We start from the raw sequence: 22632 nt of genomic DNA, 5'->3' as shown, positions 1-22632 counted from the left end.
GATAATGAATGATGTCCACCGCCTTGCGTTGTGCTTGTTCGAAGTGCGTTTGTGAAGTCGAGCCGTCGACGGCTGTTGTGCGCGATGGTCAACACTTCTGCTCGGATGCCTGTGCAACGGGGCATCCCAATAGGAGCCTTGTCATGGCACTGGTTCATGTGGATGCAAGTGCTCAGATTGAAGCTTCAGTTCCTCTTTATCAATGCCCTTTTATTGCTTCAACGCTTCGATCTCAAGGGAGCAATAGGTGCCATCGGGCGTCTTGCCTTGGTCTCGCAACGTCTTCACTTCTAAAGCTGCCGCGCGGACATCGGCTCTGAAAATAGGATCGGTATGGAGTTGTGCCACGGCAGCCGAACCAATGGTCTGGCCGGCTTGTATGTCACTGAACCAATGCACGTTGCAGATGCTGCGACTTCTGCCGTATTCGAGTCCGCGTGCCAACAATTGATCACGACGTTCGGGTGTTATTTCACTGAGCACCAAAGCCCAAGCCCAGCCGGCTGCGGTGTGGCCTGATGGATAAGACCCGTCATTTCTGAGGCCCTGTTCATCCTCAGGGGTGCAAATGGGCTGGTTGTTGATCGTGAACGGTCGAGCTCGTTGGTAGTGATTTTTCGCTTGATAAGTGGCTAGACCCGCATCGGTGAGCATGCGGTGGAGCAAGGTGTAAAGACGCGGTGTTTCCTCTTTGGAGATGGGAAGGCCCAAAGCGCAGGAATAAATGGAAGCCGCAGCGGGGAAATGCAGGTCGGCATCGCGTGCAGCTAAGTCCCAGCGCGGCGTGCCTCGCAACGGAAACGTGGCTTCAGCCTCTACGACATCCAGCGCGTTGGCAGCGGAGCCGGATTGAGGTGGAGCTGGCAGCAGTTCAAGCGAATTCGGCAGTGAGCTCGAAGGCAGATATCCCTCCAGCAGCCCGTGTTTCCACTCCTTGGGATTGTCGGGAGAACCAACGTTGGCTTCGCAATATTGTGCTGACTCTGCTGCAGCGGCACCTTCCCAGAGGGTGATGGTTGCGGCAATGGCAAGGATGCTGCTGACAATGCGGGGTAAAGCCATGCTCTGGTACTTCACTGTGTTCTCAGTAGCAATGCCTTGCTGCATTGCCGACTCATCCCAGTGAATCAGCAGAGATCTCGCAAAAAAAAAACGCCCCTCTTCCCAGGGGCGCCGTCCGTGTCGTGGCTGTATTTAAAGCCCAATCTCTGGCTTAGCCAAGCGCCCACCCATGACCAACCATGACTCAATCGTTGGATCAGGCGTTGCCGCCCGTTTGTGTTTCCTACTCAGCCAGCCAGCGGGTGATGACGGTGCCGTCATACACATGGCCTGATGCTTCGACGACAGGTTTGGTGTCAGGCGCCATGAAGATGTCGTAGAGCACGTTTTCCGGGCCTTGAAACATCACGGTTGCTCGGGTTGGGTCGTCATGGCTGACGCCGATGTAGAAGATCGAGACCCCCATCGCCTTGAACATGGCTTGCTGCTCTGGCGCATGCATGTGGGTGCGATAGCTCTCAAACGTTGTGCTGAGCTTGAAGTCCAAAACCGTCGTTTCCGTCATGACATGAAGCGATACCAGGGAAATTGGACCACACCCTGTCAATGAATGGTGTGTTGGCGCTGTAGAGGGATGGCCACCATGCTGAGTGTGGTCTGTTGATTGGATCAATTCGCTTCAATGGTGAAGCCCATTGGCCCTGTTTTCTGCGTCCATGACTGCGCACCGTTCCTTGACCTCTTTGTCGTTTCCTCAAGCTGTTGGCAGGGTTGGAGCGTTGTTGCTGTCCACGTGTCTTTGGTCCACCCCGCCCGTTATGGCGCATGGCACCAGCGGTGGACCGGTATCCATGCCCAACACGATGCATGCCGACGGTCCAGAAATCACGGTGTATCGCTCAGCCAGCTGCGGTTGCTGCACCCAGTGGGGTGAGCACCTTGCAGCAGCTGGGTTCCGCATCGATGACCAGGTGACGGAAGCCATGGATGGTGTCAAAGAGCAGCAAGGCATCGCTCCTGATGTGGCGTCCTGTCATACGGCTCTGGTTGAGGGCTACGTCATTGAGGGACACGTGCCCGTCGCTTCGATTCAACGGTTGTTGACTGAGCGTCCTGAGATTCGAGGGCTCTCGGTTCCAGGCATGCCCATGGGCTCTCCAGGGATGGAGATGCAGGGAGTGGAGACCGAGCGTTTTGACGTCATGGCCATCGCCCTTGACGGCAACCTGTCGGTGTTTGATCGCTACTGAGATCGAAGCCGCAATGCAACGTCAACGCTGCGGCTTTAACAACATGGCGAGGCCTGACGCAGTCACCACGATGGTGAGGGCTCCAAGCAGGATGGGATACACCGGTTGGAGATTGATCCAACCGAACCGGCCCGTGTGCAGCTTCAGTAACCAGAAAGCGTCAACCCCCTGCTCCAACAACAGGCTGTAGAGGGATCCCGTGCTAGCGGTGATCAAGAGCGGTAAGGCTGCGATCGGAACAAGCCAGCGATGCAGCCGTCGTGCTTGTCGTTGAGAGGCTGCTCTTGGTTTCATTGCTTCCGTAGCTGCTGGTGCAGCTCCTGTTCATTGGCACAGGGCATCCAGCGGTTGTTGTTTTGATGCGTGGTGCTGCACCCCAGCTGATCAGCTCTCTGTTGAGCTTCGACTTGCGTGGCATACATGCCTCTGCCATGGGTCTGGCCTGGAGAGCTGCTTAAAAGCAGGACGATTAGCGAGACGACCAGTGTGCAGAAAGCCATGATCTCGACTCCGTGATCTACAAGCCTTCGCAGTGTTCGACGGCTTTCAGATAATTCATTTTGCCTGGGCTGCGCTGACCCTGGGGATTGATGGCCGCCCGCATGTCGATTTGGACGTTCACACACCGGTTGTAACGGTGGGTTTTCACCGCCTGGGGAATCAGCAGGATGGCAATTGAGATCAGACTGAAGCAGCTAAGAGCAGCCAGCAGCGAATACACACTGGTCTGTGTGTTGACTCGCGCTGTCGATGGCTGCGTCCTGGTGTCCATAGGGCAGGGGATGAAAACTCAGCATGGCTCCTTGGAGTGACGCTTGAGCCGTTGGCTGTTCTTCGAGTTTGGCTTAACCAAACCCTCGTTTGCGTTGACCGCGACTCTTGCTGAGATCGAGGAACGTCAGGTGATCCGTGGCTGGGTCGTAGAGGGTGTAGTGATCGCCTTCACCGATGCCGATCACGCTGCGCTTCGGCACGGCCTGTGCGGCCTGGTGCTCACCGCTGTGATCGGTCACTTTGGAGCGAATCTCGCCGCCGGTCAGTTCCAGCCGGAATTGGTGACCGCTGCGGGCCGTAAACAGACGGTTGACGTCGAGGCGTGTAAGCCGATCCATCAGGATCAGCGGGGAAGTGGTCTCCGTTAGGCGATCAGCAACATCGGCTGAGCTGCCGTGGATGAGCGCACAGTCGAGTTCGATGAATCCGAATTGCAGCGATGCCAGCCAACCGAGATGGTCGGGATCCACGGCTGCCAACAAGTTGGCGAGTGATGCCTCCCCCTCGTTTTGTCTCAGAGCATCGGCCTTGCGCTCACCGCGGTACCCGCATTCAGCCAACAACTGGTCGTCTCTCCAGCCATAAATGCAGTCCGGTGTGAGATCACCTGGCTTGGGTCGCCTCAACCGATCCAGTAGGGCATTGCAAGAGGTGCAAGCTCCCACCAGGTCACCCAACACAAACAAGCTGGCAACGTCACGCTGACGTTTGAGATCACGTTGGATTCGCTCATAGAGATCAAGGTCTCCGTTCAAACCACTCACCAGTGCCCAGCGTTCCATTAGCGCTCACACACGTGGCTGGCATCGTCGGCTCGTTCGGCGTACTCGAAGCCGTGGCTGAGCCTCCAGGCAAAAACCTCGGGAAGTCCTGCTTCCACAATCGCGCGGCAAGTTTTGTCGACGTCGTACGCCACTTCACGGATGTCTACCTCTCCTGTGGCGTCGTTGTGAACGACATAGGTGGCTTTGGTGCTGCCATGGCGTGGTTCACCGACGGATCCTGCGTTGACGATGCGGCGCATCGGCAACGAGAGCTCTTGTTCCATGGCCGGTTGGATCTGATTGCCTTGTTGAACCCTCACGCGGATGCTGCCGCCACTGAGCTCTCTCACGTAGGGCTGATGGGTATGCCCGCAAAACAGGGTTTCTGCCCCGGCTGTTTCGACACGTTCCAGTGCGGCGAAAGCATTCATGTCAGGCAGTAGGTATTCGTGCTGGCTGTTGGGACTGCCATGAACAAACAGCGATGACCCTCTGCGCAGCGTCATGGGTAGTTCAGCCAGAAAAGCCCTGTTGGATTCCGTCAGGGTTGCGGCTGTCCAATGATGCGCACGGTGGCCGCGGCGTTCGGCCAACTGGGAGGGATAGCTGCATTCGCAGGCATTTAAACCATCGATGATGTCTTCGTCCCAGCAGCCTTGGCAGGAGGCAATCCCCCGCTCTCTCACAAGCTCCACCACTTCGTTGGGTTGTGGCCCATAGCCCACCAGATCGCCCAGGCAGGTAATGGTGTCAATTCCTTGAGAATCAATGTCCTCGAGCACCGCCTCAACGGCCGCCAGGTTGGCGTGTAAACAGGAGATCACTGCATGGTTCATGGTGAATCAGCTTTGGGTTGAGGATGCGGGAATTTGTTCTTGGCGGTGGCGTTGCTGCAGAGCCATCACGTCGTCGCTCAGCAAACAGTCGTCAATCGTGGCTTGGATTCCGCGTGGTTCAAGCGCTTTGCCTTGGACGACCAAGGCAGAGGGTCGATCCGGCCGTTCGGAGTCTGGAGCGATGCCGTCTAAGGGCAGAAACTGTGACTCCTTTTGACTGACCATCCAGTTGCACAAAAACGCGCGACCATCTGGGAGATTCATCAAGCCTTTGGCGCGATACACATCGCCGTAGGCTCCATTGACGAGTTCAAACCAGAAACTGCTGAGGCTGTTGGGATCCCAAACGCTGCGCTGGAGGTTGATGTGCCAGGCCTCAAGTTTGTTGAACTCCAGAGTGTCGTGAGTCGGCAACACCGAATCTCGGCCAAAGTGCAAGGTCTGATCCGGTTTCAGGCGGAGTGCATCGAGTCGCTCACGGACGCTGGCCCCGTAGCCATCAAGGCCCAGCGTTTCTGGAACGCGAAACTGTTGAACCTCAATCAAGGTGAGTTGGGCTTCACGATGAAGCTCTTCACCTGATTCTGAGGGCTGGAGCGAAATCAGTTCAGGGATCTGATCCTTGAGCCAAGCCGGATCGATCCCGCCATCGACACCTTGTTCCAGCCCCTCAGAACGATCTCCTTCCAGACGCAGGAAAGCGCATGACCCCTGATGCTGTCTCAAGGTTTCCAGCACCCATGTGGTTTTGCCGCATCCGGGAGGCCCTGAGACCAGGCACACCTGACCCATAGAACAACCTTGACCTGGGAGCGAGAATCATTCTCATAATGGCCTGCTGGATGCCTGGCCGTCCACTCCTGCCGTAATGGACTCTGGCAGCATTGGGCACAGGCTGGGGCTGCGACCCTCGCTATGGTCGTCGTACGTCGGGTGCCCTCTGATGCAGGCAATGGAGTTTTTTGCTCTGGTGCTGGTGAATCTCGCTCTTTTGATTCACCTCTCGGAAAAAGCGTCCGGGTGGTGGAAAGAACGCCGCCGTTTGGATCGGCTCGTTAACGATCATCCGGAGATGAAGGGAATTCATCCCGATGAGGAAAGCCTGTTTATTTTTGAAAGTGATGACTCACTCAAAGCATTAGTGCTGGGCAATGATGAGCCTGGCACCAGTGAACCCTTTTATGTTTCTGATGAGGATCTTGATCAGGACTAAGTTTTAATCTTATTTTTAGCGGCTTGTGTTGACTGATGGCACTGTTGTTGAGCTGGATTTCAGTTTTGCCACAAAAGGTGCGTGAAACCAATTCTTTTAAATCGATTCAGTGACTGCTTGGAGTCACTTTTGGAACAATTTTTATGCCGATTGATGTCATTATGAATTGCGGGCTCGATTGGGTCTGCCGCGGATAACTTTCCCTTGGCCAAGCGAGAGCCCTTGAGGCAAACCTGAACCAACGTCGTAACAACTTAAGCAGTATGTTAATGAATCATGCGACTTTTTCATGCACTGATTTCGGTTCAGATGTTGTGCGGTGCGCAAAGATTTGCATCCAATTCCTGGTTTGATCTCAATTGGTTTCAACGTTTAATGCTTGTTGACAAGGATGCGTAGACGTTTGTAGAACTGGTCACTTTTGGTCTTTTCGCCTATATTTGGCATACGAGAAAAAGTCGTACCATGAAAAAATCTCTGCGCTTTTTTTGGGGTATTGCTCTGGGTCTTTTGATTGGTTTGACATCATTCTCCTATGCCCACTCTGCCGAGACGTTGATTGCGCTCGGTTTAGGAGAAGAAAAAACCATCATTCCACTTGAGGAACAACCGTTTTATGACCAGCTTGAAATCTATGACTCAAACTGGGATCAGTCCTATCTCGGTAAGGTCACAGGGTTTACTCCTCAGCAGACACTTTTGCGTTTTTATGCCGTAATGGCGCGGGTTGGTGAAATTATTCGAGACGTCGGTCAAAAAGCAGATGAAAGTCCAGGGATGCTCTGGAGTGAGAGTGTTCGTGAGGAGATCAAAGAAGCTGAAGTGCTCTTCAGAGTTGCGAAGAGAACAATGGATGATTCATCCATCCCTGAGAGTATTCGAAAGGACACACTGGAAGAATCCGTATTGAAGCTGAAAGAAATTCTTGACTATGCATTTACTCACTCAAGAGAACCAATTGATATCCCTAATATTAAGAACCAAACGGATTGGACCATCCCTGGGACTGCAATCACATTGACGCGTTCAGTCCAGAACGATAATGGAAACCAAGATTATTTCTTCTCACAAGAAACGCTCGAAAATATTAATAGAATGTATGCATTTGTCAGGCAAACATACGGCGATACGACTGCTGATGAAATTATTTCCGAAAATCCCCTTGCATCGCCAAAGATTTACCAAGATTTCTCCTACTCTCCGGGATATCTTGTTCCTCCAAAGTGGTATGTGAGCTTGCCCGAAGATATAAAGCTCTTCTTGCAAATCCCCTTCGGAGAGCAAAGTCTTCTTCAATATTTGATGGCGATTCTGCTTGCGTCAATTTATTTTCCGCTTGTCATGGCTTGTCTTTTCAAGCTTTTGAACACTTACAGGTTGAATGTTGATAGCTCTGGCAATCTTTTGAATCGATTTGCCAACCGTCAAATTGAACTTTCTTGGAGACGCTTTTATCTTGCCCTTCCAATTGGTCCGCTATCGATGATTGCAAAAACCATCGTGGCAAATCGAATCAATTTTACTGGAGAAGCATTACAAAATTCCAACTCATTTTTTGATGTGGTTACATACATTTCGTTTGGCGTTGCCATTGTGTTGTTTTTTGAGGCAATGGCTGGTTCGAGCGCAGTTTGGGTGATGCGCTTCAGAGGGAGTCAATCAGAATTGGAAAAGCGTCGTTTGCGTAATCTAATCCTTCCCTTTTCGCGATTTTTTGGAGCCATTGGTGCTGTGATTTTGCTTTATCAGCTAATGCTAAGACTGGGCATGCCACCTAATGCAGTCATCGCGTTCTCGGCTGTACCAGGATTGGCGGTAGGTTTGGGCGGATCGCGTCTACTTGGTAATTTATTTGCAGGAATTGCCATTCAGTCTGACCGTCCTGTTCGAGTTGGTGAGTTTTGCAAAATTGGTAATGAAATGGGTTTTGTTTCCAGGATCGGATTGCGATCGATTGACATGATTACATTGTCTGGACGAATCACGATTCCGAACAACAAAGTTGAAGATGAAATTATCAAAAACTTTTCAGATCGGAAGCAGAATTCTGGACTATCTGAGCACTCGATTAGTCAGGGCATTGAATTGAAGATGGATCTCCCCAGTGGTTTGGGAGTTGGTCAGCTCAATGCCATTGTAGAGCGCACTCAAGATTTGATCCAAAACAGTAGTCGTCTTGATTCGCCAGTCGTAAGTTTCAGTGAAGCGGGGAGCAGTGGTGCAGCACTGACTGTCTTTGCCAAGGCTTCATCTGATAATTGGAAGGATTATCTCCAGCTCCAGCAAGATTTAATCGCTCAGATCAAAACGATTATTGCTGTTGTCAATAATTTCAAACATTCTGTGAGTATTGCTTATGACACTCCAAGTGATAAGCGAAGGGAAATACCCAGCATCATTCGCGATGTTGTTGAATCAGATTCACAATTAAAATTGGGTGCATGCAGATTATCAACATTGTCTGACTACAGTCTTGATTTTTCTTTTATGGTTGATTCGACGCACGAGGATGCTGGATCATTCTTTGACTCGATTTCCAGAATGAAGGAGGGAATTCTTCAAGCTTTCGAGGACCGTCAGATTGAAATTCCTTTCCCGACTTCGGTTGAAATTCAAAAATAATAGTCTTCAATTTATTTCTCCAAAAACACGTTTAAAAGGTTGTCTTGCAATTTCTTTCTTGGCTTTAGGAATTTTATTGAATTGTCTGCTTGATTGAGATTTTTAAGACTTCGTCTGGAGTCTAGGGTTTCATTTGGCCGATGTCAGCTGTTGTTTGAATTGTTTTTTTAGCCATGGGGTTCTGATGTTGTTTCTCTTTCACCCGTAAAAATGCAATCAATGCAATCAATATTTTTTTGGATCGATGTGTGGAAGGCCAATCAAGCCAGTCCTTTCACGCTTCACCGTTTTCGATCAATTTTGAAAGGCAAGTGAAGACCCGTGTGACTGTTGCTGACGGTCATGCCCCATCGGGTGTGGTGGTTTGATGCATGATTTCGATCACCTCGTCAGCCAGGGGTTGACTTTCTTCGGCAGGAATCAGCACTTCGAGGTAGGCAGCTCCTTGCAATTCATTGATGGCGGCCAATGATTGCTCCAGTTCAGCGACGGTTGCAGCCCTACCGCACCACCATCCTTGGCATCCCAGTGCTGCAGGAATGTCTGCATAACGCCAAGGTGGCAACGTGTTGTAGGCATGCCCGGTCTCACTGATCAAAGCCTCCACCCCATAGAGACCGTTGTTGAGCACAATCACCACGGGGTTGATGTGCGTGAAACCCATGACGCCGATCTCCTGCACCGTGAGTTGGTGCGCTCCATCACCGGTGACCAGCACGACGCGTCGCTTTGGTTCTGCTAGAGCGCATCCCAAAGCTGCTGGTGTTCCCCATCCAATTGACGACCAGAGGGTTTGACTTTCCATCACGACGTTTGCTGGTAGTCGCAGGGCATTTAGTTTCAGGAGGCACGTGCCTGTATCGGACACCAAGATGTCGTTGGACCGAAGAAATCGCTGCAAGCGGGGGTAAAAGCTCGCTGAATCGGAGGGGTGATGCTGCTCCCCCTCAAGGGGCAGGATCGGCTCAGGCTGGACGGGGCGATGGTCACCCCACAAAGAGTGTTGTGTTGATGAAGTCTCCAAGCGCTTGGTGATTCCCGCCAGCACATCACTGATGCTGACGCTTGTGAACACTTGATCACCGGCTTGGACCCAGTCGGCATGCAAGGCAATGATTGTCTTGGGATCGAGTGATCCACTCCAGAGCCCTGTGTTCAGATCCTCCAGAACCAAGCCGCCGAAGTCGATCACCAAATCGGCGTCTTCCACCACGCTGCGCAAGGCTGCGGGTGTTGACCGACCACCGTTGTACATCCCTAAGAATGCAGGGTGATCCTCGTTGAGCAGTCCCTTGTCCATGGGCGTTGTTGCATAGGCCAACCCCGACGCATTGAGAAAGTGTTCGAAGGCCTTCACCAGTCCGAAGCGCTTTAAGGTGATGGTTGGCAGCACCACTGGCTTTGATGCTGAAGCGATTCGCTTTTCGAGGAGATCGAGGACTGCTTCGAGTTCTGCTTCCACACTGGCGTGTTGATGAATCGCCCCAAGAGGAGAGCCTTGAATTGGCGTCCCCGTGATTGGCATCAGGGCGAGATCCATTGGAAAGGTGAGATAAGCCGGCCTGGATTCCTCCAGAGCCTTGTCGATCACGCGCTCCAATTCGACGACAACATTGTCGGGGGTGAGCCTTGCACTGACGCAACTGGCGGAGGCAGAAATGGCTTCGAAGCGGTCATAAACACGATCGCCGAGGGTGTGATGGCAGATCAGTCCTTGGCGCACAATCCTCAGGCTTGGTGTTCCGACTAGATGAAACACGGGTAGTCGCTCTGCCATGGCACCCATCAGGCCATTCAGTGCACTGAGTTCACCCACTCCATAGGTGGTGCAGACCATGGCCGCTCCCCGGCGCCGGGCGTAACCATCCGCTGCGTAAGCCGCGTTCAGCTCATTCGCAGATGGCACCCAGCTCAACCGGGAGTGCACTTCCACGGCATCGTTGATGGGAAAGGAGTAGTCACCGGGCACTCCAAACACGTGACCGATGCCGAGGTCAGCGAGACGATCCAGGGCATAAGCCACCACCGAAGGCTTCATGTGGCCTTTTTGAACAACCATGTGTTGATTCTGAGGCTGGCCGCCTGATCGAGCCATCGGCCAGCTCGATGCAGTCACGACGCACTGGTTTTGACACGGCGGACGTGTTTCCCACCCTCAGGGTGTGTCCTGTCTCCAACCGCGTGCCGGACGACGAGAGCATCGATCAGCGTTGGTCTGCCGTGACGGCCAGAAGCCACTTGTTCTGGTGCTTTTCAAGTCGATGCCTTGTGGAAGAAGCTGCTGGGATTAGAGGGTCCACCTTACTGACGGGAGCCTCCGGTTTGGCCACACGTGCCATTCAGCACCGGAAGGAGGTGGTTCGACGAGCCGACAATCAACTGCAGCGGTTGGGTGTTCAGTGTTTCCAGTGAATTGCTGCTTTTGGGTGGTAATGATCCTTGGCCTCTAATTTCTAAGACTATTGATCGAAATAAAGATCATTTTCTGATCGCATCTTGTTTTGAATCAAGCTGTTTTGATTGTGTCGGTAAAGCATTGCTTGGTTGGGTCAATGATAAAAAGAGTTCGATGCCAAAGTGGATCCAGCAACAATCATGATTATGAAATAAGAAACCGCCGTTGGATGAATGCTTCGTCGCTCGTTTTTGCAATTGGGTGTTCTGGCCAGTGTGTTTGGCACTGCCAGTCTGGAGCTTTTCCAGACAACGCGTGCGAAGGCTCAGTCCGCCTGGGAACGGTTCATCAGTCAGCCAACGTTTCAGCGGCCGCGCAATGCCGAGACCGTTGTTCTTGAAGTCACATCCGCACCATTGACGGTTCTGGGGCGGTCAGTTGTGCGTGGTTGCATTCGCCAGAGGAACGGCCAGCGGGGGTACACCACGTCACAAGAGCAAGGGATCAATCTCGAACTGATCAACCGATTATCTGTTCCGACAACAGTGCACTGGCATGGATTGATTCTTCCCAATGCCATGGATGGAGTGCCCTTCGTCACGCAACCACCGATTCCTCCAGGGAAACGCCAACGCATCCACTACCCGCTGGTGCAAAACGGCACCTTCTGGATGCACTCGCACTACGGCCTCCAAACCCAGAGCTACGTGGCTGAGCCGTTTGTCATCCTTGACGAAGAGCAGGAGCAATGGGCTGATCGAGCGATCACGGTGATGCTCAGAGACTTCAGCTTCACTCCCGCCAACCAAGTTCTCCAAAACGTTGTTGATGGTGAGCGCGGTGGCGCTACAGCCATGGCCAAAAGCCTGGCCACCTTCAACTGGAAAGACTCCCGACCACTGTTGATGCAGCAGTGGGATGAGAAGCGTCAACGCTTCTGTTGGACACGAGAGCAAGGGGTCCTGATGATGGCCCCCGATGTGATTTACGACGCGCTTCTGGCCAATGAGCGCAGCCTCGACGATCCTGAAATCATTGACGTTCAACCTGGCGAAACCGTTGCCATCCGCTGGATTGCAGGTGGCGCCTTCATGAACTATTTCCTCGACTTGGGCGAACTCGAGGGTGAGCTCCTCCGGACTGATGCCAACCCAGTGGAGCCAATCAACGGCTCGGTTTTTCAACTCGCTCTAGCCCAGCGGTTGACACTGCGGGTGACCATGCCCGAGACCCCAGGGGTGTTTCCTCTCCTGGCTTTGGGAGAACGCAGCAATCTGCGCTGTGGTGTGGTGCTGCGCAGCAATCCATCGCTGGGCCTGCCTGATCTGGCGCCGCAAACGGATCAGTGGACCGGTGCTCTTGATTTCACGCAGGACAAGAAACTTCGCGCACAAAAGCCTCTTGCATTACGGTCTGCGGATAACACGATTTCTATTGCATTAACTGGCCCTGCCCCCAAGTACACCTGGGGGTTGAACGATCGTTTTTATCCCTACCGAGATCCGTACTGGGTTGAACGAGGTCAACGGGTGGAGATGGTGATTACCAATCCCACGCCGATGGGCCATCCGATGCATCTGCATGGCCATGAATTTCAGATTCTTGAGTTGAATGGTGAGCCTTTGTCCGGTGCTCTGCGTGACACTGTGATGGTGCCAAAAGGTGGTTCATGTCGCATTGCCTTTGACGCCAATAACCCAGGAGTTTGGGCCTTTCACTGCCATATCGCCTATCACCATGTGCGCGGCATGTTCAATGTGGTTGCGTATCGCTCGGCTGATTTGCGTTGGTGGGATCCAACGGGTTTCAGCCATGAACAGCTGCTTTTCTGATGACTGCCCATCAACGCTCCGCTCAACACGGCGAAACTGCGATGCCGTGCAGTGGAGTTGTCGAACGCAGTGTCAGAGCCGCCAGAGGCCTTGGCCATTAACGGGCTGAGAAACGACGGATTGAGAAGAGATCGGCGGTGCGCTGCTCTGCTTCGGACATGTCTCGATAACCCAAGAGTGGAGCTGCAAGGGCAGCAGCTGCAGAGAGCGAAGCTTGCCCCCAGGCATTGCATCCGACCATGTAGCAAACGCAGCTCTCGGGATCTGTTTTGCCAATCAGGGGCATGAAATCAGGGGTTTCTGAGTAAATGCCGTAGGTCGCTGGATAGTCTGCGCCAAATTCCAGATAAGGGTATTTGGTCCAACCCCATTGAGCCAGACGCCCACACCGTTGTTTTGCGCGGGGGCTCTTGAGACCGCTGTAGTGATCTTCGCCACTAATGCGAACAAAGTTGTTTTCTACGCACCAATCGTGAGTAAAGCCAAGTGTGAAAAAGTTGGCAGAATCTGGTGCATCCATCCCACCTAATGGTCCGGGATCGATGTGAGGCAATGCCGCCAGATAGCTGTAGCGAGGTATGAGGATGCCTGCGAGTTGTTTGTCAAAGAACATTCCACCAGTGGCGACGATCACTTGTTTTGCTTCCAAGTATTCACCATCTTCAAGTTTGATAACTGCATGCGACCGCGAGTCATCGTTTTGTATGTCAACAACCGGTGAGCATTGATCCCTCAATGTGAGGGAACCGGTTTTTAATGCAGCATCCAATAGGGATTTTGCGAAGGATACAGAGTCAATGCGTGCATCCTGCGGGAACCAGATTCCTGCGACATAGCCGGCGGACGCCCCATGGGCCGCGATCACGCGTTCTTCGTCCCACCATTCACAAGGACAACCCAGACTCTGCAGAAAATTGAATTCCTGCCGGAGTCGTTCAGATCGATCTGCCTCGCAGACCATTAACGATCCATTTTGTTTGACTTGTTGGTCTGGATTTGGCAAAAATTTTCTTGCTAAATCCAGTTCTAGTTTTAAGCCGTGCTGGGCAAGTTCAAGGTAGGTCTTTACACCGTCCCAACCAAACAAGTCGGCAATACCATCCAACATTTCGTAGGGCGGCAGCGTGACAATCATCTTGATTGTCCTCGGTCCATTCTGCCCTCCCTCGAAAACCCTCGTCCCGCTGTAGTGCGGAACAAATGTTTCTTCGTCAGGCTGCGTCAGTGGTGTGCCATTGGCTACTTTTCTGGCCTCTGTGCGGCCCAACCCAGGGGTGCCCATGTCAAGGCACAGGATGTTGCTGACTCCGGCTTGGGTTAAGTGGTAAGCGGCTGCAGCACCGGTGGTTCCAGCTCCTACAACAACGACGTCGTAACGGTGGCTCATTGTTTAGGGTCTGTTTCTAAACGTCTTAGCAGTGCGATTGCTCGTTGAACAAAGATTTGGATTTACTTCCTTTTTGTTGTGTTTTGACGACGTTGCTCACGATCAAACCGTTGTAAGAATTGTGTATTCGGAATGTCTATTTCCCCATTCCTGTTCTTGATGGTTCGCGACTGCAGATTTCATCAACCTGATCTGTTGGCAATTTATGCTTGCGGCCTGGGTTTCACGGGTTTGGATCAAGGGTTCTGCATTGATGAGCAGAATTTCCCTCCAACGCTTCCTTAGTTCCTAAGGGTTGACATGGAGCGTGGCCTTGTTGGCCGCTTGAATACCAGCCTCAATCGCTCCTTCGAAATAACCGGGCCACCGACTCGAGGCTTCCGTCCCGGCCCAATGCACCCGGCCGTGGGATTGCTGCCATTGCTGGCCGTAGGTGGTCCAGGCGCCGGGTGATACGAAGCTGGTGAAGGCTCCGGTGGACCATGCCTCCTGGTTCCAGTTATGGATGATGAGTTCTTCGGGTAACCCGGCTTCAGGTCCCCAATAGGCCACAAGATCGTCCAGAACCGCCTGGCGTTGCTTGGCTGCTGTCATCTGCTGGAATGCCACAGCTTCACTGGCGGTGACGAAGGCAGCAAGGATCCCGGGAGTGCCGCTGGGAAGCGAGCTGTCGGCGGTGAGTTTCAGTGTTTTCAGGTTGCCGACAGCGAACCCATTGAGGTTTTGGCCTCGCCAGAAGGCCGATGGATAGATCGCGAACACCTTGATCATCGAACCCATGGGACTGCGCTGGAGGAAAGCGCGCATCTCAGCAGGAAGGTCTGGCTTGAAGGTGATCTTGTTCCGCAGTGGTGGTGGGATCGCGACGATGGCACTTTTCGCCTGAATTTGTTGATCATCGCCGACATGCACGGTCACGCCCACCGCGTTCTGATCAATTCCATGGACGGGTGAGTTCAGATGAATGAAGGGTCTCAATTCGTTGGTTAGCCGTTCGGCCACTTGGCCGGCGGCTCCATTCAGGAGCCATGCTTCCGGCCCTTCGTCCTGTGGGGCGACCGCTTGCGTCCAAGCCAGGTGAAGGATCGATGCGTCCCAGGGGTCAAATCCGCCTGATCCACCAACGACCGAGAGCCATTCCAGTTCGAAATCGCTGAGGCGGGATTCACTGTTGTTGTCGCACCAGGCGCGAATCGTTGTGCGGTCCAACTCCACAGCATTGGGAGCAGTCCAAGGGCGGTCAGGATCAATGGAGGCTGCAATGGCACGGAACGCCTGCATCGCTGACTTTGCCTTGGTGATCTGGTCCGCTGGTTGTCCAATCTGTTCGTCTTCAAAGAACAGAACCTTGTTAGAGGGTTCTTTGGCCAGGTCGGCTTCGACTCTCTTGCCATCCCACAGCAGCACGCCCTTGCCGTCGTAGTAACTGGGAAAGGTCTTGATGTTGAGTTCATCGACGAGGGCTTGAAAGCGGTGATGGGTGGCGCCTCCCCATTGGCCTCCAAGATCAATGACGGCACCGGTTATGGTGGTTTGGCGGATCATGCGTCCACCTGTTGTTGCCCTCGCCTCAAGAATGTGAACGCGTTGTCCTTTTTTGTGGAGTTCTCGAGCAGCAATCAGTCCGGAGAGGCCTGCGCCCACGATCACAACATCCACATCTTCGTGGTTAGACGCCGCATGACTGCTGTTGTGAAGCCCCATGGTGCCAAGGCCTGCAAAGATGATCTCCTTGACATTATTCGATCTCTTGCGTTTTGAGATCTTTTCATCTTGATTAATGTCTTCGTCGATTTTTCACGTGCTTTGCTTTTTCCCTCAAGTTCGTCATTCTTGAGGCAAATATTTTTGAACCGGTTGTCTTTAGTGTTTGGATCGTTCTGTGGCGATGTTGTCCGTCTTCTTGTTGGGGTCTGTGGTTACTGCGGCTACTCAGTTGTGGCTGATTGCAGTGGTTGTGCCGTGGTGATCCCTCGGTTATCTCGGTTGCTTGTGCCCCATGGCATGACGCTGGGTGAGTGCTGGTTAGCTCCGGATCTGGAATGGTGAGGTCGCTCATGGGAATTTGCAATTCCGATGGCTCGACGAGAAGAATCGCAGGAGCTTCGTTTGATGCCTGAAGTCAATGATGCTCAATCCCGTCTGAATCCCACTTACGTGAAGTCGGTTCTTTCGCCACGATCAGAGGAGGAGGTTCGGAAGGCGATCCTGACCTCGGCCGAGGCGGGCGATTCGATCTCCATGGCCGGTGGCAGGCATTCGATGGGAGGACAGCAGTTCGGGACTGGAACCGTGCATCTCGATCTTCGTGAAATGAATCGGATCGTTGCATTCGATCGTCGGAACGGTTTGATCGACGTTGAGGGTGGAATCATGTGGCCGGAATTGATCGGTTACCTCCACGCCAATCAGGACGGGAGTGAAACGATCTGGGCGGTGCGCCAGAAGCAGACCGGAATTGATCAGGTCTCCATTGCAGGCTCGCTCTCCTCCAACATTCATGGTCGGGGACTGCGATTCCCGCCTTTCGTTTCGGACATCGAATCCTTCCGGATCATCGACGCCAATGGACGCTTGAAGGTGTGCAGTCGAACCGAGAATCGTGAGCTCTTTGCCCTCGCGATCGGCGGCTATGGACTTTTCGGCGTGGTGACCCGGGTCACGATTCGACTGGTGCCTCGCTCCAAGCTGAAGAGGATGGTGGAGGTCATCGCGGTCAGGAATCTCATGCCTCGGATCGATGCGGCGATCGAGGAGGGTTGCATGTTTGGCGACTGTCAGTACTCGATCGACTTGCATGGTGGCGAGGAGTTTCATCCCGGAGTTTTCTCGTGTTACCGACCAGTTCCCGACGACACCCCTGTTCCTGCTGAGATTCGCCAGATGGCGGCGTCCGACTGGGCCGATCTCTACCGACTCGCGCGCACGAACAAGCAAAAGGCCTTTGCAACGTATAAGCAGTTTTATTTAGGTACGTCGGGGCAGGTCTACTGGTCGGATGCCCACCAGCTTTCAAACGTTTTTGAAGGCTATGACGCTGTGGTCTCCACCGATCAGGGGACCGAGATGATCACGGAGGTTTATGTCGACCGGGACTCACTGCTTCCGTTTTTGAGCGAGGTGCGTCAAGACTTCATTCGCCATGGCGTTGACATGACCTATGGAACCATCCGTTTCATCGAGCCCGACGAGGAGAGCTTTCTTCCGTGGGCGACGCGGAGAAGCGTTTGCATCGTTTGCAATTTGCATGTTGTGCATACGCCGGAGGGCATCAAGAAGGCCCAGGCCGATTTTCGCCGGATCATTGATCGGGTGATTGAGCACGGAGGGCGCTTTTATCTCACTTATCACGCGTGGGCGACGAGAGAACAGGTCGAGACGTGCTACCCGCGATTTTCAGAGTTCCTCGACGCGAAGCAGTTGCACGACCCCGAATGCCGCTTTCAAAGCGACTGGTATCGCCACTACGCGACGTTGTTCGGTCGGGAATGAACCTGTTTGTGCAGTTGGTGTGAATCCTGCGGATCAGCGCTGGGGGTTCTGGCCGCTGCTGTCACTTAGCTACCTGTTGCAGGAACAGTTCCGAGGGACTTGTCCCCGAGTTGACCCTGGAAGTGTGTGCATCTGGGCGTGATTGAGTGCCAGTGCCGTTTTTCAACCTTGAGCGGAGTTGTTGTGAGGTTCTGAGCGGATGGAATTCAGGTGATAATTTGAAACTTGGCGGTGAGGTCGTTGAAGTCGTAGTCGGGGTTTGAGATCTGGCTGTCGTCCTCAAAGGCAAAGAGGTTGCTACCGAGATTTTTGACGTGAGAGGAGCCGTAGGTGTGGATGTCACCTGCTGGATTGATCAGAACAGGTGCATAGAAGCCAGCGTCTGTTGTAGAGACCTTCCATTCAATGACCTTTTCCTGAACGCCAGTGGCGGTGATGATGCTGCCGCCAGGATTGATGATGCTGTCGTAGACGTTCTGATCAAAAGCCTCACCAGCTGTGTTGTCGTACCTGCCAACGGTGAACTCACCAGAGGATTGCTGGTTGAGCTTGACGAGTGCAAAGCGATTGATGAAAGAGCAGTCGCTGTTGAGAGTGATCTGGAGTGTCTGACCGTCTGCGGGGATGGAGGAGAGATCAAGGATGGCGTCGTGGATATTTTGTTGCTTGCTGGCTATGGAAGTGGCGCTGGGATCGGGAGAGGCGGAGGAATAGCTGATGTCGAGGATCAGATCATCGTGATCGCTATCGCGTGTGTTGTCGTTGAGGTGCAGCTTGTAGGAGCCATCACTTTGCTGGGTGATGGTGTGTTGTGGTGAGCTGTTGATGGGCTGGTTGTTGCTGGATTGCTGGAAGGAAATGGTCGATCCTTCTGGAATGAAGATGGCGTGATCACCGCAGTTTTTAGAGAACTGAGTGGCGCCGATTGACCCGAGGACGTTGTTGTTCTGATCGATGAGGATGAGGGTGTTCTGCAGGCTTGTGCTGGCAGAGAGGACCTTGAGAGTGAGCCAGAGGCCGTTGCTGGCACCAGTTGTGACGGAGAAGGAGTTGTTGTCGTTGAGGAGAAGAGTGTTGCCGGATTCTGTCTCGCGATTTGAGTCGTTATTGGAGGTTGAGGCGTTGTTAGATGTTGAGCCGCCAGAGGACGAGATCGCTGCAACGGTCGAGTTGTTGGTGACGGATTGAGCGCTCAGGGTCGCGGCGTCATTGCCGCTGGAGTCTTGAACCGCATTGGCATCGTTAGAGCTTGTGGGATCGCTATAGGCAACAGTGATGGTCTCCGATTTTTTGATGGTGTTGGTGAGAGTGAGCTCAACGGTGGAGCCGGAGATTGCAACCGCAGTGACGGCATTGGCTACCCCGCCGGAGCTGACTGTGAAGGCAGAGGTGGAAGCTGTTGTTGAGGAGAGCGTTTCGTCGTAAGTGAGGATGATCTTGGTGCCGTTGTTGTTGGTGGCAGCTGAGGAGAAGGTGGGCGCAGTGGTGTCGAGACTGAAGACCCTTACGTGTCCAGCACGAACACCAGTTCCAGGTCCAAGCCCATGGTTGTAGGGGGCACCGATAGCAACGGCGCTGCCATCGCTGGAGAGGGAAACGCTGACGCCGCTGTTGTCACCAGCGGCTTCTCCATCGATATCGCTACCGAGTTGATTCCAGGAAGAGGAGGCTGAATCCCATTGGTAGATGCGTGTATGGCCAGCACTAGTTCCATTGCCATCGTTGTGGTGGGCACCGATGGCAACGACGCTGCCATCGCTGGAGAGAGAAACGGTGCCGCTGTAATCACCAGCGGCTTCTGCATCGATATCGCTACCGAGTTGATTCCAGGAAGAGGAGGCTGAATCCCACTTGTAGATGCGTGTATGGCCTGATTGGCTGCCATTCGCATTGTTTTGTGTGGCACCAATGGCAACGATGCTGCCATCGCTAGAGAGAGAAACTCTTAGGCCGCTTCGATCACCATCGGCTTCTCCATCGATATCGCTACCGAGTTGATTCCAGGAGGAAGAGGCTGAATCCCACTGGTAGATGCGTGTATGGCCCTTATTTGAGCCTGTATGCCTGTTGCCATCGTTGTCGGGGGCACCGATGGCAACGACGCTGCCATCGCTGGAGAGAGAAACGCAGGCGCCGCTTCCATCGAAGGCGGCTTCTCCATCGATATCGCTACCGAGTTGATTCCAGGAGGAGGAGGCTGAATCCCACTGGTAGATGCGCGTGTGGCCCGAACGTGTGCCATTGCCATCGTTGTTGGCGGCACCGATGGCAACGACGCTGCCATCGCTGGAGAGGGAAACGCTGCCGCCGCTGTAATCACCAGCGGCTTCTCCATCGATATCGCTACCGAGTTGATTCCAGGAAGAGGAGGCTGAATCCCACTGGTAGATGCGCGTATGGCCCGAATCTGATCCATTGCCATCGTTTAACTGGGCACCGATGGCAACGACGCTGCCGTCGCTTGAGAGAGCAACCCCCCTCCTATGGCCGCTTCGATCACCAGCGGCTTCTCCATCGATATCGCTACCGAGTTGATTCCAGGAAGAGGAGGCTGAATCCCACTGGTAGATGCGCGTATGGCCCGAATCTGTGCCATTGCCATCGTTGAAGGGGGCAGCGATGGCAACGACGCTGCCATCGCTGGAGAGAGAAACCCTGTGGCCGCTTTCATCGCCGCCAGCCTCTCCATCGATGTCGGGGCCGAGTTGGGTGAATGACATCGCTACGCCTCAGCCGGATGAGCGCCCTGATCCCCCAGATCAAGCCTGCGATCAGGTTCAAAGGGAGATGCCTCGATGCCAGCATTCGACCCCCTGTACCAAGGGAGCAGCCTTGCTGATGCTCGTGAGGTAAGAAGCAAGTTCAGTCTTAATCGTTAACGATTATCGAGGCGGCACCGCACTTCTGCGACTGGCATGTGGTCCGATTCGAACGCGATTTGATCAGGCCATCACTCGGTTTCCTTCAGAGGCGTAAAGAGGCTGCTGAGACTTGGTTTCGGCTTTAGCGGTCTGTTCGATGCCGATGGCTGCTGGCCAGTTTCAAATCAACCGCTGAACGCACCGCCTCTAGGCAGAATCGTGGATACGGAACCTGAATTGCGTGGCTGCGAGCGGCATCCAATCTGAGGACCAAAGCTGGCCTTGGTGGCCGCTGCTGCCGCTTAGCGTCTAGTTACGGGAATAGGTCTTAGGGGCTTGTCCCTGAGTTGCTCTGGAATTTTGTGCAACTGGACTTGATGGTGTACAACTCCCAGGGAGCTGACATCGCTTGAACCCTGCTCTACAGGAGATGGTCCAAGACCACCTGCCTGTAGGCATCCAAGTCGGGCACTTCAACCCCATAAACCTTGGCCCGGTCGTCCCAGCGCCGCAGTGCCATGGCATTGTTCATCCCCCCAATTCCAAGAGACGCATCGCTTCTGAACGGCTCAGTTCTCCACCCTGCACAGCGAAACTGCGTTTTGATGCATCAAATAGCCCCGCGTAATACGTCTCATCCAGCGAACACAGCAGACATTTGGCTCAAATATGAAACTTCAACGACGTAGCGGATTACATTAATATTCTATGAAACAAGCGCAGGTTTCAAAAAGTTCATCAATCTGGTGTTTCTCTTATTTGCGACTGGCCTTGAATCAATACTCACAATCAAGCATCAGATAGTCAGATTTTTGTTCATGACATTTAGTAGTTTGGATGGACCCATTGTCCGACTGATTTGTCATGGGATTGTGGTCAAGCTTGCATTGCTTGGATCCCATAAAACAAATTTTGAACATTCAAGCATGCTTTCTAGGCGCAATGTTGGTACGTTTCTCAATAGGTGTTGATTGCGCTGATGGCAAGCTTTAAGGTTGTAATTGGGTATTCTTTCGCAAAGGTGATGAATATTGTGAAAGCCGATATTGGCTGTGAACCATTGCAGCAATGGTGGGAGGATGAGTAGACTCGAGCCTTCTAAGGCCCCTCGTATCGGGCTCCAGCCTTTGCTTGGATTAGCGTAACTATTTTCAAATATGTGTTGTACATAGAAAACGTAAATTAAGCTACTAGCTGTGAGGCAAAGGATAATGCTGTAAAGGCTCAGAAATAATCCAAAGCCAATCCACGATCCGAGGCAGACCACCCCAATCAAGCTAAAAAAGTTGCTCAGGCAAAGATCGTTGAATTCTTCCCTGGATCCCCACATGCGATTCTTTGGGGTGACAAGGCCAACCAATAGATCCAATCTAGGTTTGATTGCTAAGTAGTAGAAGCCACCCGGTAGTGCCATGAGTGGGTGGTGGATTGTCGTGTAGATCCTTTGCTCATTGCGGCTGAGATTTAGGAATTCGTCCAGGCTCAAAAAATCAGCAACCCCTCGATAGCGTTCCCAGTCTCCGTTTGTTTTGTGATGATAAGCGTGGTCAATCGACCAGGACAGCTGCGGAACTGCATTGATGACGCCAAAAAGGAATCCAAAGATCCGATTCAGTCTTGGGGTCTCAAATAATGATCCATGGCCGCAATCATGCATTAATGAAAAACTTCTCAGTGAAAAAAGGCTGAGAATGATTAGGAAAGGTGGAGTGAACCAGAGGGAGATTTCTGTGGCTTGAAGCATCAGCCACCACAACAGTCCATAGGGAATCAGAGTATTACTGATCTGAATGAGAGCTTTTCGATTGCTGCGTGTCGTAAAGGGCTTCAGGCAGAAGTCTTGATAAGACGGTGATTCCATTGGGAGTCGTTCAGGAGAGTTCGAATTCATCGCGGCGGCGGGCCAGTTGTCGCAGGGCTTCCTCTGGGGCAACTTTCAAGGCCTTGAGATGCAGCACCAACGGTTCATTTGCAACGTCCAACCAGGCCATGGCATCTGCTGAAGGGTTATAGGTCTGAAGCGCTCTTTTGATTTGAAGCCTGCTTTGCTTGCAAGGCAAGTTGCTGATGGAGTTTTCAGCCTCTGCGCTTGTGACGTAAGACGGCTCAACGAGGCATGCCTCAGTGCTCCATGGCCACGGACCCGCTTCTTCTGCCATTGTGAGAGTACGGATCCGGACCATTCCTCGGCCATGTTCCTGGAA

At 53.1% G+C, this 22632-nt stretch carries 20 protein-coding genes; 7 read left to right on the top strand and 13 right to left on the bottom strand.

From position 1 onward, the window contains the following. The first annotated feature begins 8 nt into the window (after positions 1 to 8). Positions 9 to 320: a metallothionein gene (locus tag SynA1560_RS13830; RefSeq protein WP_186500256.1), complete on the top strand. Its 312-nt coding sequence runs from the start codon at positions 9 to 11 to the stop codon at positions 318 to 320. Here the strand turns inward: SynA1560_RS13830 and SynA1560_RS09120 are convergent. Both SynA1560_RS09120 and SynA1560_RS09115 read right to left on the bottom strand, forming a co-directional pair. Continuing rightward, positions 211 to 1062 (bottom strand): phosphatase PAP2 family protein, encoded by an 852-nt coding sequence (locus SynA1560_RS09120; protein WP_255476902.1) that lies wholly within the window; start codon positions 1060 to 1062, stop codon positions 211 to 213. The genes SynA1560_RS13830 and SynA1560_RS09120 overlap by 110 nt on opposite strands. 223 nt (positions 1063 to 1285) lie before the next feature. After that, positions 1286 to 1567 (bottom strand): DUF3764 family protein, encoded by a 282-nt coding sequence (locus SynA1560_RS09115; RefSeq protein ID WP_186469008.1) that lies wholly within the window; start codon positions 1565 to 1567, stop codon positions 1286 to 1288. 151 nt (positions 1568 to 1718) lie between these two features. On the opposite strand from SynA1560_RS09115, the gene SynA1560_RS09110 reads away from it, so the two are divergent. Next, positions 1719 to 2252 (top strand): DUF411 domain-containing protein, encoded by a 534-nt coding sequence (locus tag SynA1560_RS09110; protein ID WP_255476901.1) that lies wholly within the window; start codon positions 1719 to 1721, stop codon positions 2250 to 2252. A gap of 21 nt (positions 2253 to 2273) precedes the next feature. On the opposite strand, the gene SynA1560_RS09105 is transcribed toward SynA1560_RS09110, so the two are convergent. From SynA1560_RS09105 to SynA1560_RS09080, 6 genes are all read right to left on the bottom strand, one after another. Further along, positions 2274 to 2546, bottom strand: a complete 273-nt coding sequence (locus SynA1560_RS09105; RefSeq protein ID WP_186469007.1) for a hypothetical protein — start codon at positions 2544 to 2546, stop codon at positions 2274 to 2276. Next, the gene (locus SynA1560_RS13825) at positions 2543 to 2674 is read right to left on the bottom strand and encodes a DUF3721 domain-containing protein (RefSeq protein ID WP_255477140.1); all 132 of its coding nucleotides are present in this window, start codon (positions 2672 to 2674) and stop codon (positions 2543 to 2545) included. The genes SynA1560_RS09105 and SynA1560_RS13825 overlap by 4 nt, the downstream gene beginning before the upstream one ends. Before the next feature lie 95 nt (positions 2675 to 2769). Then, complete coding sequence (locus SynA1560_RS09095) at positions 2770 to 3024, bottom strand: hypothetical protein (protein WP_186469005.1); 255 nt, start codon at positions 3022 to 3024, stop codon at positions 2770 to 2772. Between the two features lie 73 nt (positions 3025 to 3097). Further along, positions 3098 to 3808 carry a phosphoesterase gene (locus SynA1560_RS09090; RefSeq protein ID WP_186500254.1) on the bottom strand — a complete coding sequence of 237 codons (711 nt, stop codon included), beginning with the start codon at positions 3806 to 3808 and terminating at the stop codon, positions 3098 to 3100. Continuing rightward, a complete protein-coding gene (locus tag SynA1560_RS09085; RefSeq protein ID WP_186469003.1) occupies positions 3808 to 4626 on the bottom strand; it encodes a metallophosphoesterase in 819 nt (272 codons plus the stop codon). The genes SynA1560_RS09090 and SynA1560_RS09085 overlap by 1 nt, the downstream gene beginning before the upstream one ends. 6 nt (positions 4627 to 4632) lie before the next feature. After that, on the bottom strand, positions 4633 to 5418 hold the full coding sequence (locus SynA1560_RS09080) for a GTP-binding protein (protein ID WP_186500253.1): 786 nt from the start codon (positions 5416 to 5418) through the stop codon (positions 4633 to 4635). 178 nt (positions 5419 to 5596) lie between these two features. Here SynA1560_RS09080 and SynA1560_RS09075 point away from each other — a divergent pair, with 178 nt between their 5' ends. Further along, positions 5597 to 5839 carry a hypothetical protein gene (locus SynA1560_RS09075; protein WP_255476900.1) on the top strand — a complete coding sequence of 81 codons (243 nt, stop codon included), beginning with the start codon at positions 5597 to 5599 and terminating at the stop codon, positions 5837 to 5839. A 465-nt stretch (positions 5840 to 6304) separates the two neighbouring features. Further along, positions 6305 to 8461, top strand: coding sequence for a mechanosensitive ion channel family protein (locus tag SynA1560_RS09070; protein WP_186500251.1), 2157 nt, complete (start codon positions 6305 to 6307; stop codon positions 8459 to 8461). Positions 8462 to 8801: 340 nt separating this feature from the next. On the opposite strand, the gene SynA1560_RS09065 is transcribed toward SynA1560_RS09070, so the two are convergent. Beyond that, the gene (locus tag SynA1560_RS09065; RefSeq protein WP_255476899.1) at positions 8802 to 10520 is read right to left on the bottom strand and encodes an alpha-keto acid decarboxylase family protein; all 1719 of its coding nucleotides are present in this window, start codon (positions 10518 to 10520) and stop codon (positions 8802 to 8804) included. 273 nt (positions 10521 to 10793) lie between these two features. Between SynA1560_RS09065 and SynA1560_RS09060 the strand changes: the two genes are divergently transcribed. Further along, on the top strand, positions 10794 to 11060 hold the full coding sequence (locus SynA1560_RS09060) for a hypothetical protein (RefSeq protein WP_186500246.1): 267 nt from the start codon (positions 10794 to 10796) through the stop codon (positions 11058 to 11060). Between the two features lie 29 nt (positions 11061 to 11089). Then, entirely contained in the window at positions 11090 to 12688 is a 1599-nt protein-coding gene (locus SynA1560_RS09055; protein WP_186500244.1) for a multicopper oxidase family protein, read from the top strand. Between the two features lie 97 nt (positions 12689 to 12785). Here SynA1560_RS09055 and SynA1560_RS09050 read toward each other — a convergent pair whose 3' ends face one another. Together SynA1560_RS09050 and SynA1560_RS09045 are read right to left on the bottom strand one after the other, a co-directional pair. Continuing rightward, positions 12786 to 14075, bottom strand: a complete 1290-nt coding sequence (locus tag SynA1560_RS09050; RefSeq protein ID WP_186500242.1) for an FAD-binding oxidoreductase — start codon at positions 14073 to 14075, stop codon at positions 12786 to 12788. 288 nt (positions 14076 to 14363) lie between these two features. Then, the gene (locus SynA1560_RS09045) at positions 14364 to 15779 is read right to left on the bottom strand and encodes an FAD-dependent oxidoreductase (protein WP_186500240.1); all 1416 of its coding nucleotides are present in this window, start codon (positions 15777 to 15779) and stop codon (positions 14364 to 14366) included. Positions 15780 to 16187: 408 nt separating this feature from the next. Between SynA1560_RS09045 and SynA1560_RS09040 the strand changes: the two genes are divergently transcribed. Continuing rightward, positions 16188 to 17567, top strand: a complete 1380-nt coding sequence (locus SynA1560_RS09040) for an FAD-binding protein (RefSeq protein WP_186500234.1) — start codon at positions 16188 to 16190, stop codon at positions 17565 to 17567. Positions 17568 to 17773: 206 nt separating this feature from the next. Here SynA1560_RS09040 and SynA1560_RS09035 read toward each other — a convergent pair whose 3' ends face one another. Both SynA1560_RS09035 and SynA1560_RS09030 read right to left on the bottom strand, forming a co-directional pair. Next, positions 17774 to 20287, bottom strand: coding sequence for a SwmB domain-containing protein (locus tag SynA1560_RS09035; RefSeq protein WP_186500233.1), 2514 nt, complete (start codon positions 20285 to 20287; stop codon positions 17774 to 17776). A 1003-nt stretch (positions 20288 to 21290) separates the two neighbouring features. Then, positions 21291 to 22289, bottom strand: a complete 999-nt coding sequence (locus SynA1560_RS09030; protein ID WP_186500232.1) for a fatty acid desaturase — start codon at positions 22287 to 22289, stop codon at positions 21291 to 21293. Positions 22290 to 22632 lie beyond the last annotated feature (343 nt).

Source organism: Synechococcus sp. A15-60 (assembly GCF_014280095.1).
GTDB lineage: Bacteria > Cyanobacteriota > Cyanobacteriia > PCC-6307 > Cyanobiaceae > Synechococcus_C.
This window is presented reverse-complemented; position numbering and strand designations above follow the sequence as displayed.

What these genes read in the sequence shown, in the direction of transcription:
- SynA1560_RS13830 (WP_186500256.1), top strand. Translation starts at nt 9, where the DNA reads ATGATGTCCACCGCCTTGCGTTGTGCTTGTTCGAAGTGCGTTTGTGAA.
- SynA1560_RS09120 (WP_255476902.1), bottom strand. Translation starts at nt 1,062, where the DNA reads ATGGCTTTACCCCGCATTGTCAGCAGCATCCTTGCCATTGCCGCAACC.
- SynA1560_RS09115 (WP_186469008.1), bottom strand. Translation starts at nt 1,567, where the DNA reads ATGACGGAAACGACGGTTTTGGACTTCAAGCTCAGCACAACGTTTGAG.
- SynA1560_RS09110 (WP_255476901.1), top strand. Translation starts at nt 1,719, where the DNA reads ATGACTGCGCACCGTTCCTTGACCTCTTTGTCGTTTCCTCAAGCTGTT.
- SynA1560_RS09105 (WP_186469007.1), bottom strand. Translation starts at nt 2,546, where the DNA reads ATGAAACCAAGAGCAGCCTCTCAACGACAAGCACGACGGCTGCATCGC.
- SynA1560_RS13825 (WP_255477140.1), bottom strand. Translation starts at nt 2,674, where the DNA reads ATGTATGCCACGCAAGTCGAAGCTCAACAGAGAGCTGATCAGCTGGGG.
- SynA1560_RS09095 (WP_186469005.1), bottom strand. Translation starts at nt 3,024, where the DNA reads ATGGACACCAGGACGCAGCCATCGACAGCGCGAGTCAACACACAGACC.
- SynA1560_RS09090 (WP_186500254.1), bottom strand. Translation starts at nt 3,808, where the DNA reads ATGGAACGCTGGGCACTGGTGAGTGGTTTGAACGGAGACCTTGATCTC.
- SynA1560_RS09085 (WP_186469003.1), bottom strand. Translation starts at nt 4,626, where the DNA reads ATGAACCATGCAGTGATCTCCTGTTTACACGCCAACCTGGCGGCCGTT.
- SynA1560_RS09080 (WP_186500253.1), bottom strand. Translation starts at nt 5,418, where the DNA reads ATGGGTCAGGTGTGCCTGGTCTCAGGGCCTCCCGGATGCGGCAAAACC.
- SynA1560_RS09070 (WP_186500251.1), top strand. Translation starts at nt 6,305, where the DNA reads ATGAAAAAATCTCTGCGCTTTTTTTGGGGTATTGCTCTGGGTCTTTTG.
- SynA1560_RS09065 (WP_255476899.1), bottom strand. Translation starts at nt 10,520, where the DNA reads ATGGTTGTTCAAAAAGGCCACATGAAGCCTTCGGTGGTGGCTTATGCC.
- SynA1560_RS09055 (WP_186500244.1), top strand. Translation starts at nt 11,090, where the DNA reads ATGCTTCGTCGCTCGTTTTTGCAATTGGGTGTTCTGGCCAGTGTGTTT.
- SynA1560_RS09050 (WP_186500242.1), bottom strand. Translation starts at nt 14,075, where the DNA reads ATGAGCCACCGTTACGACGTCGTTGTTGTAGGAGCTGGAACCACCGGT.
- SynA1560_RS09045 (WP_186500240.1), bottom strand. Translation starts at nt 15,779, where the DNA reads ATGGGGCTTCACAACAGCAGTCATGCGGCGTCTAACCACGAAGATGTG.
- SynA1560_RS09040 (WP_186500234.1), top strand. Translation starts at nt 16,188, where the DNA reads ATGCCTGAAGTCAATGATGCTCAATCCCGTCTGAATCCCACTTACGTG.
- SynA1560_RS09035 (WP_186500233.1), bottom strand. Translation starts at nt 20,287, where the DNA reads ATGTCATTCACCCAACTCGGCCCCGACATCGATGGAGAGGCTGGCGGC.
- SynA1560_RS09030 (WP_186500232.1), bottom strand. Translation starts at nt 22,289, where the DNA reads ATGGAATCACCGTCTTATCAAGACTTCTGCCTGAAGCCCTTTACGACA.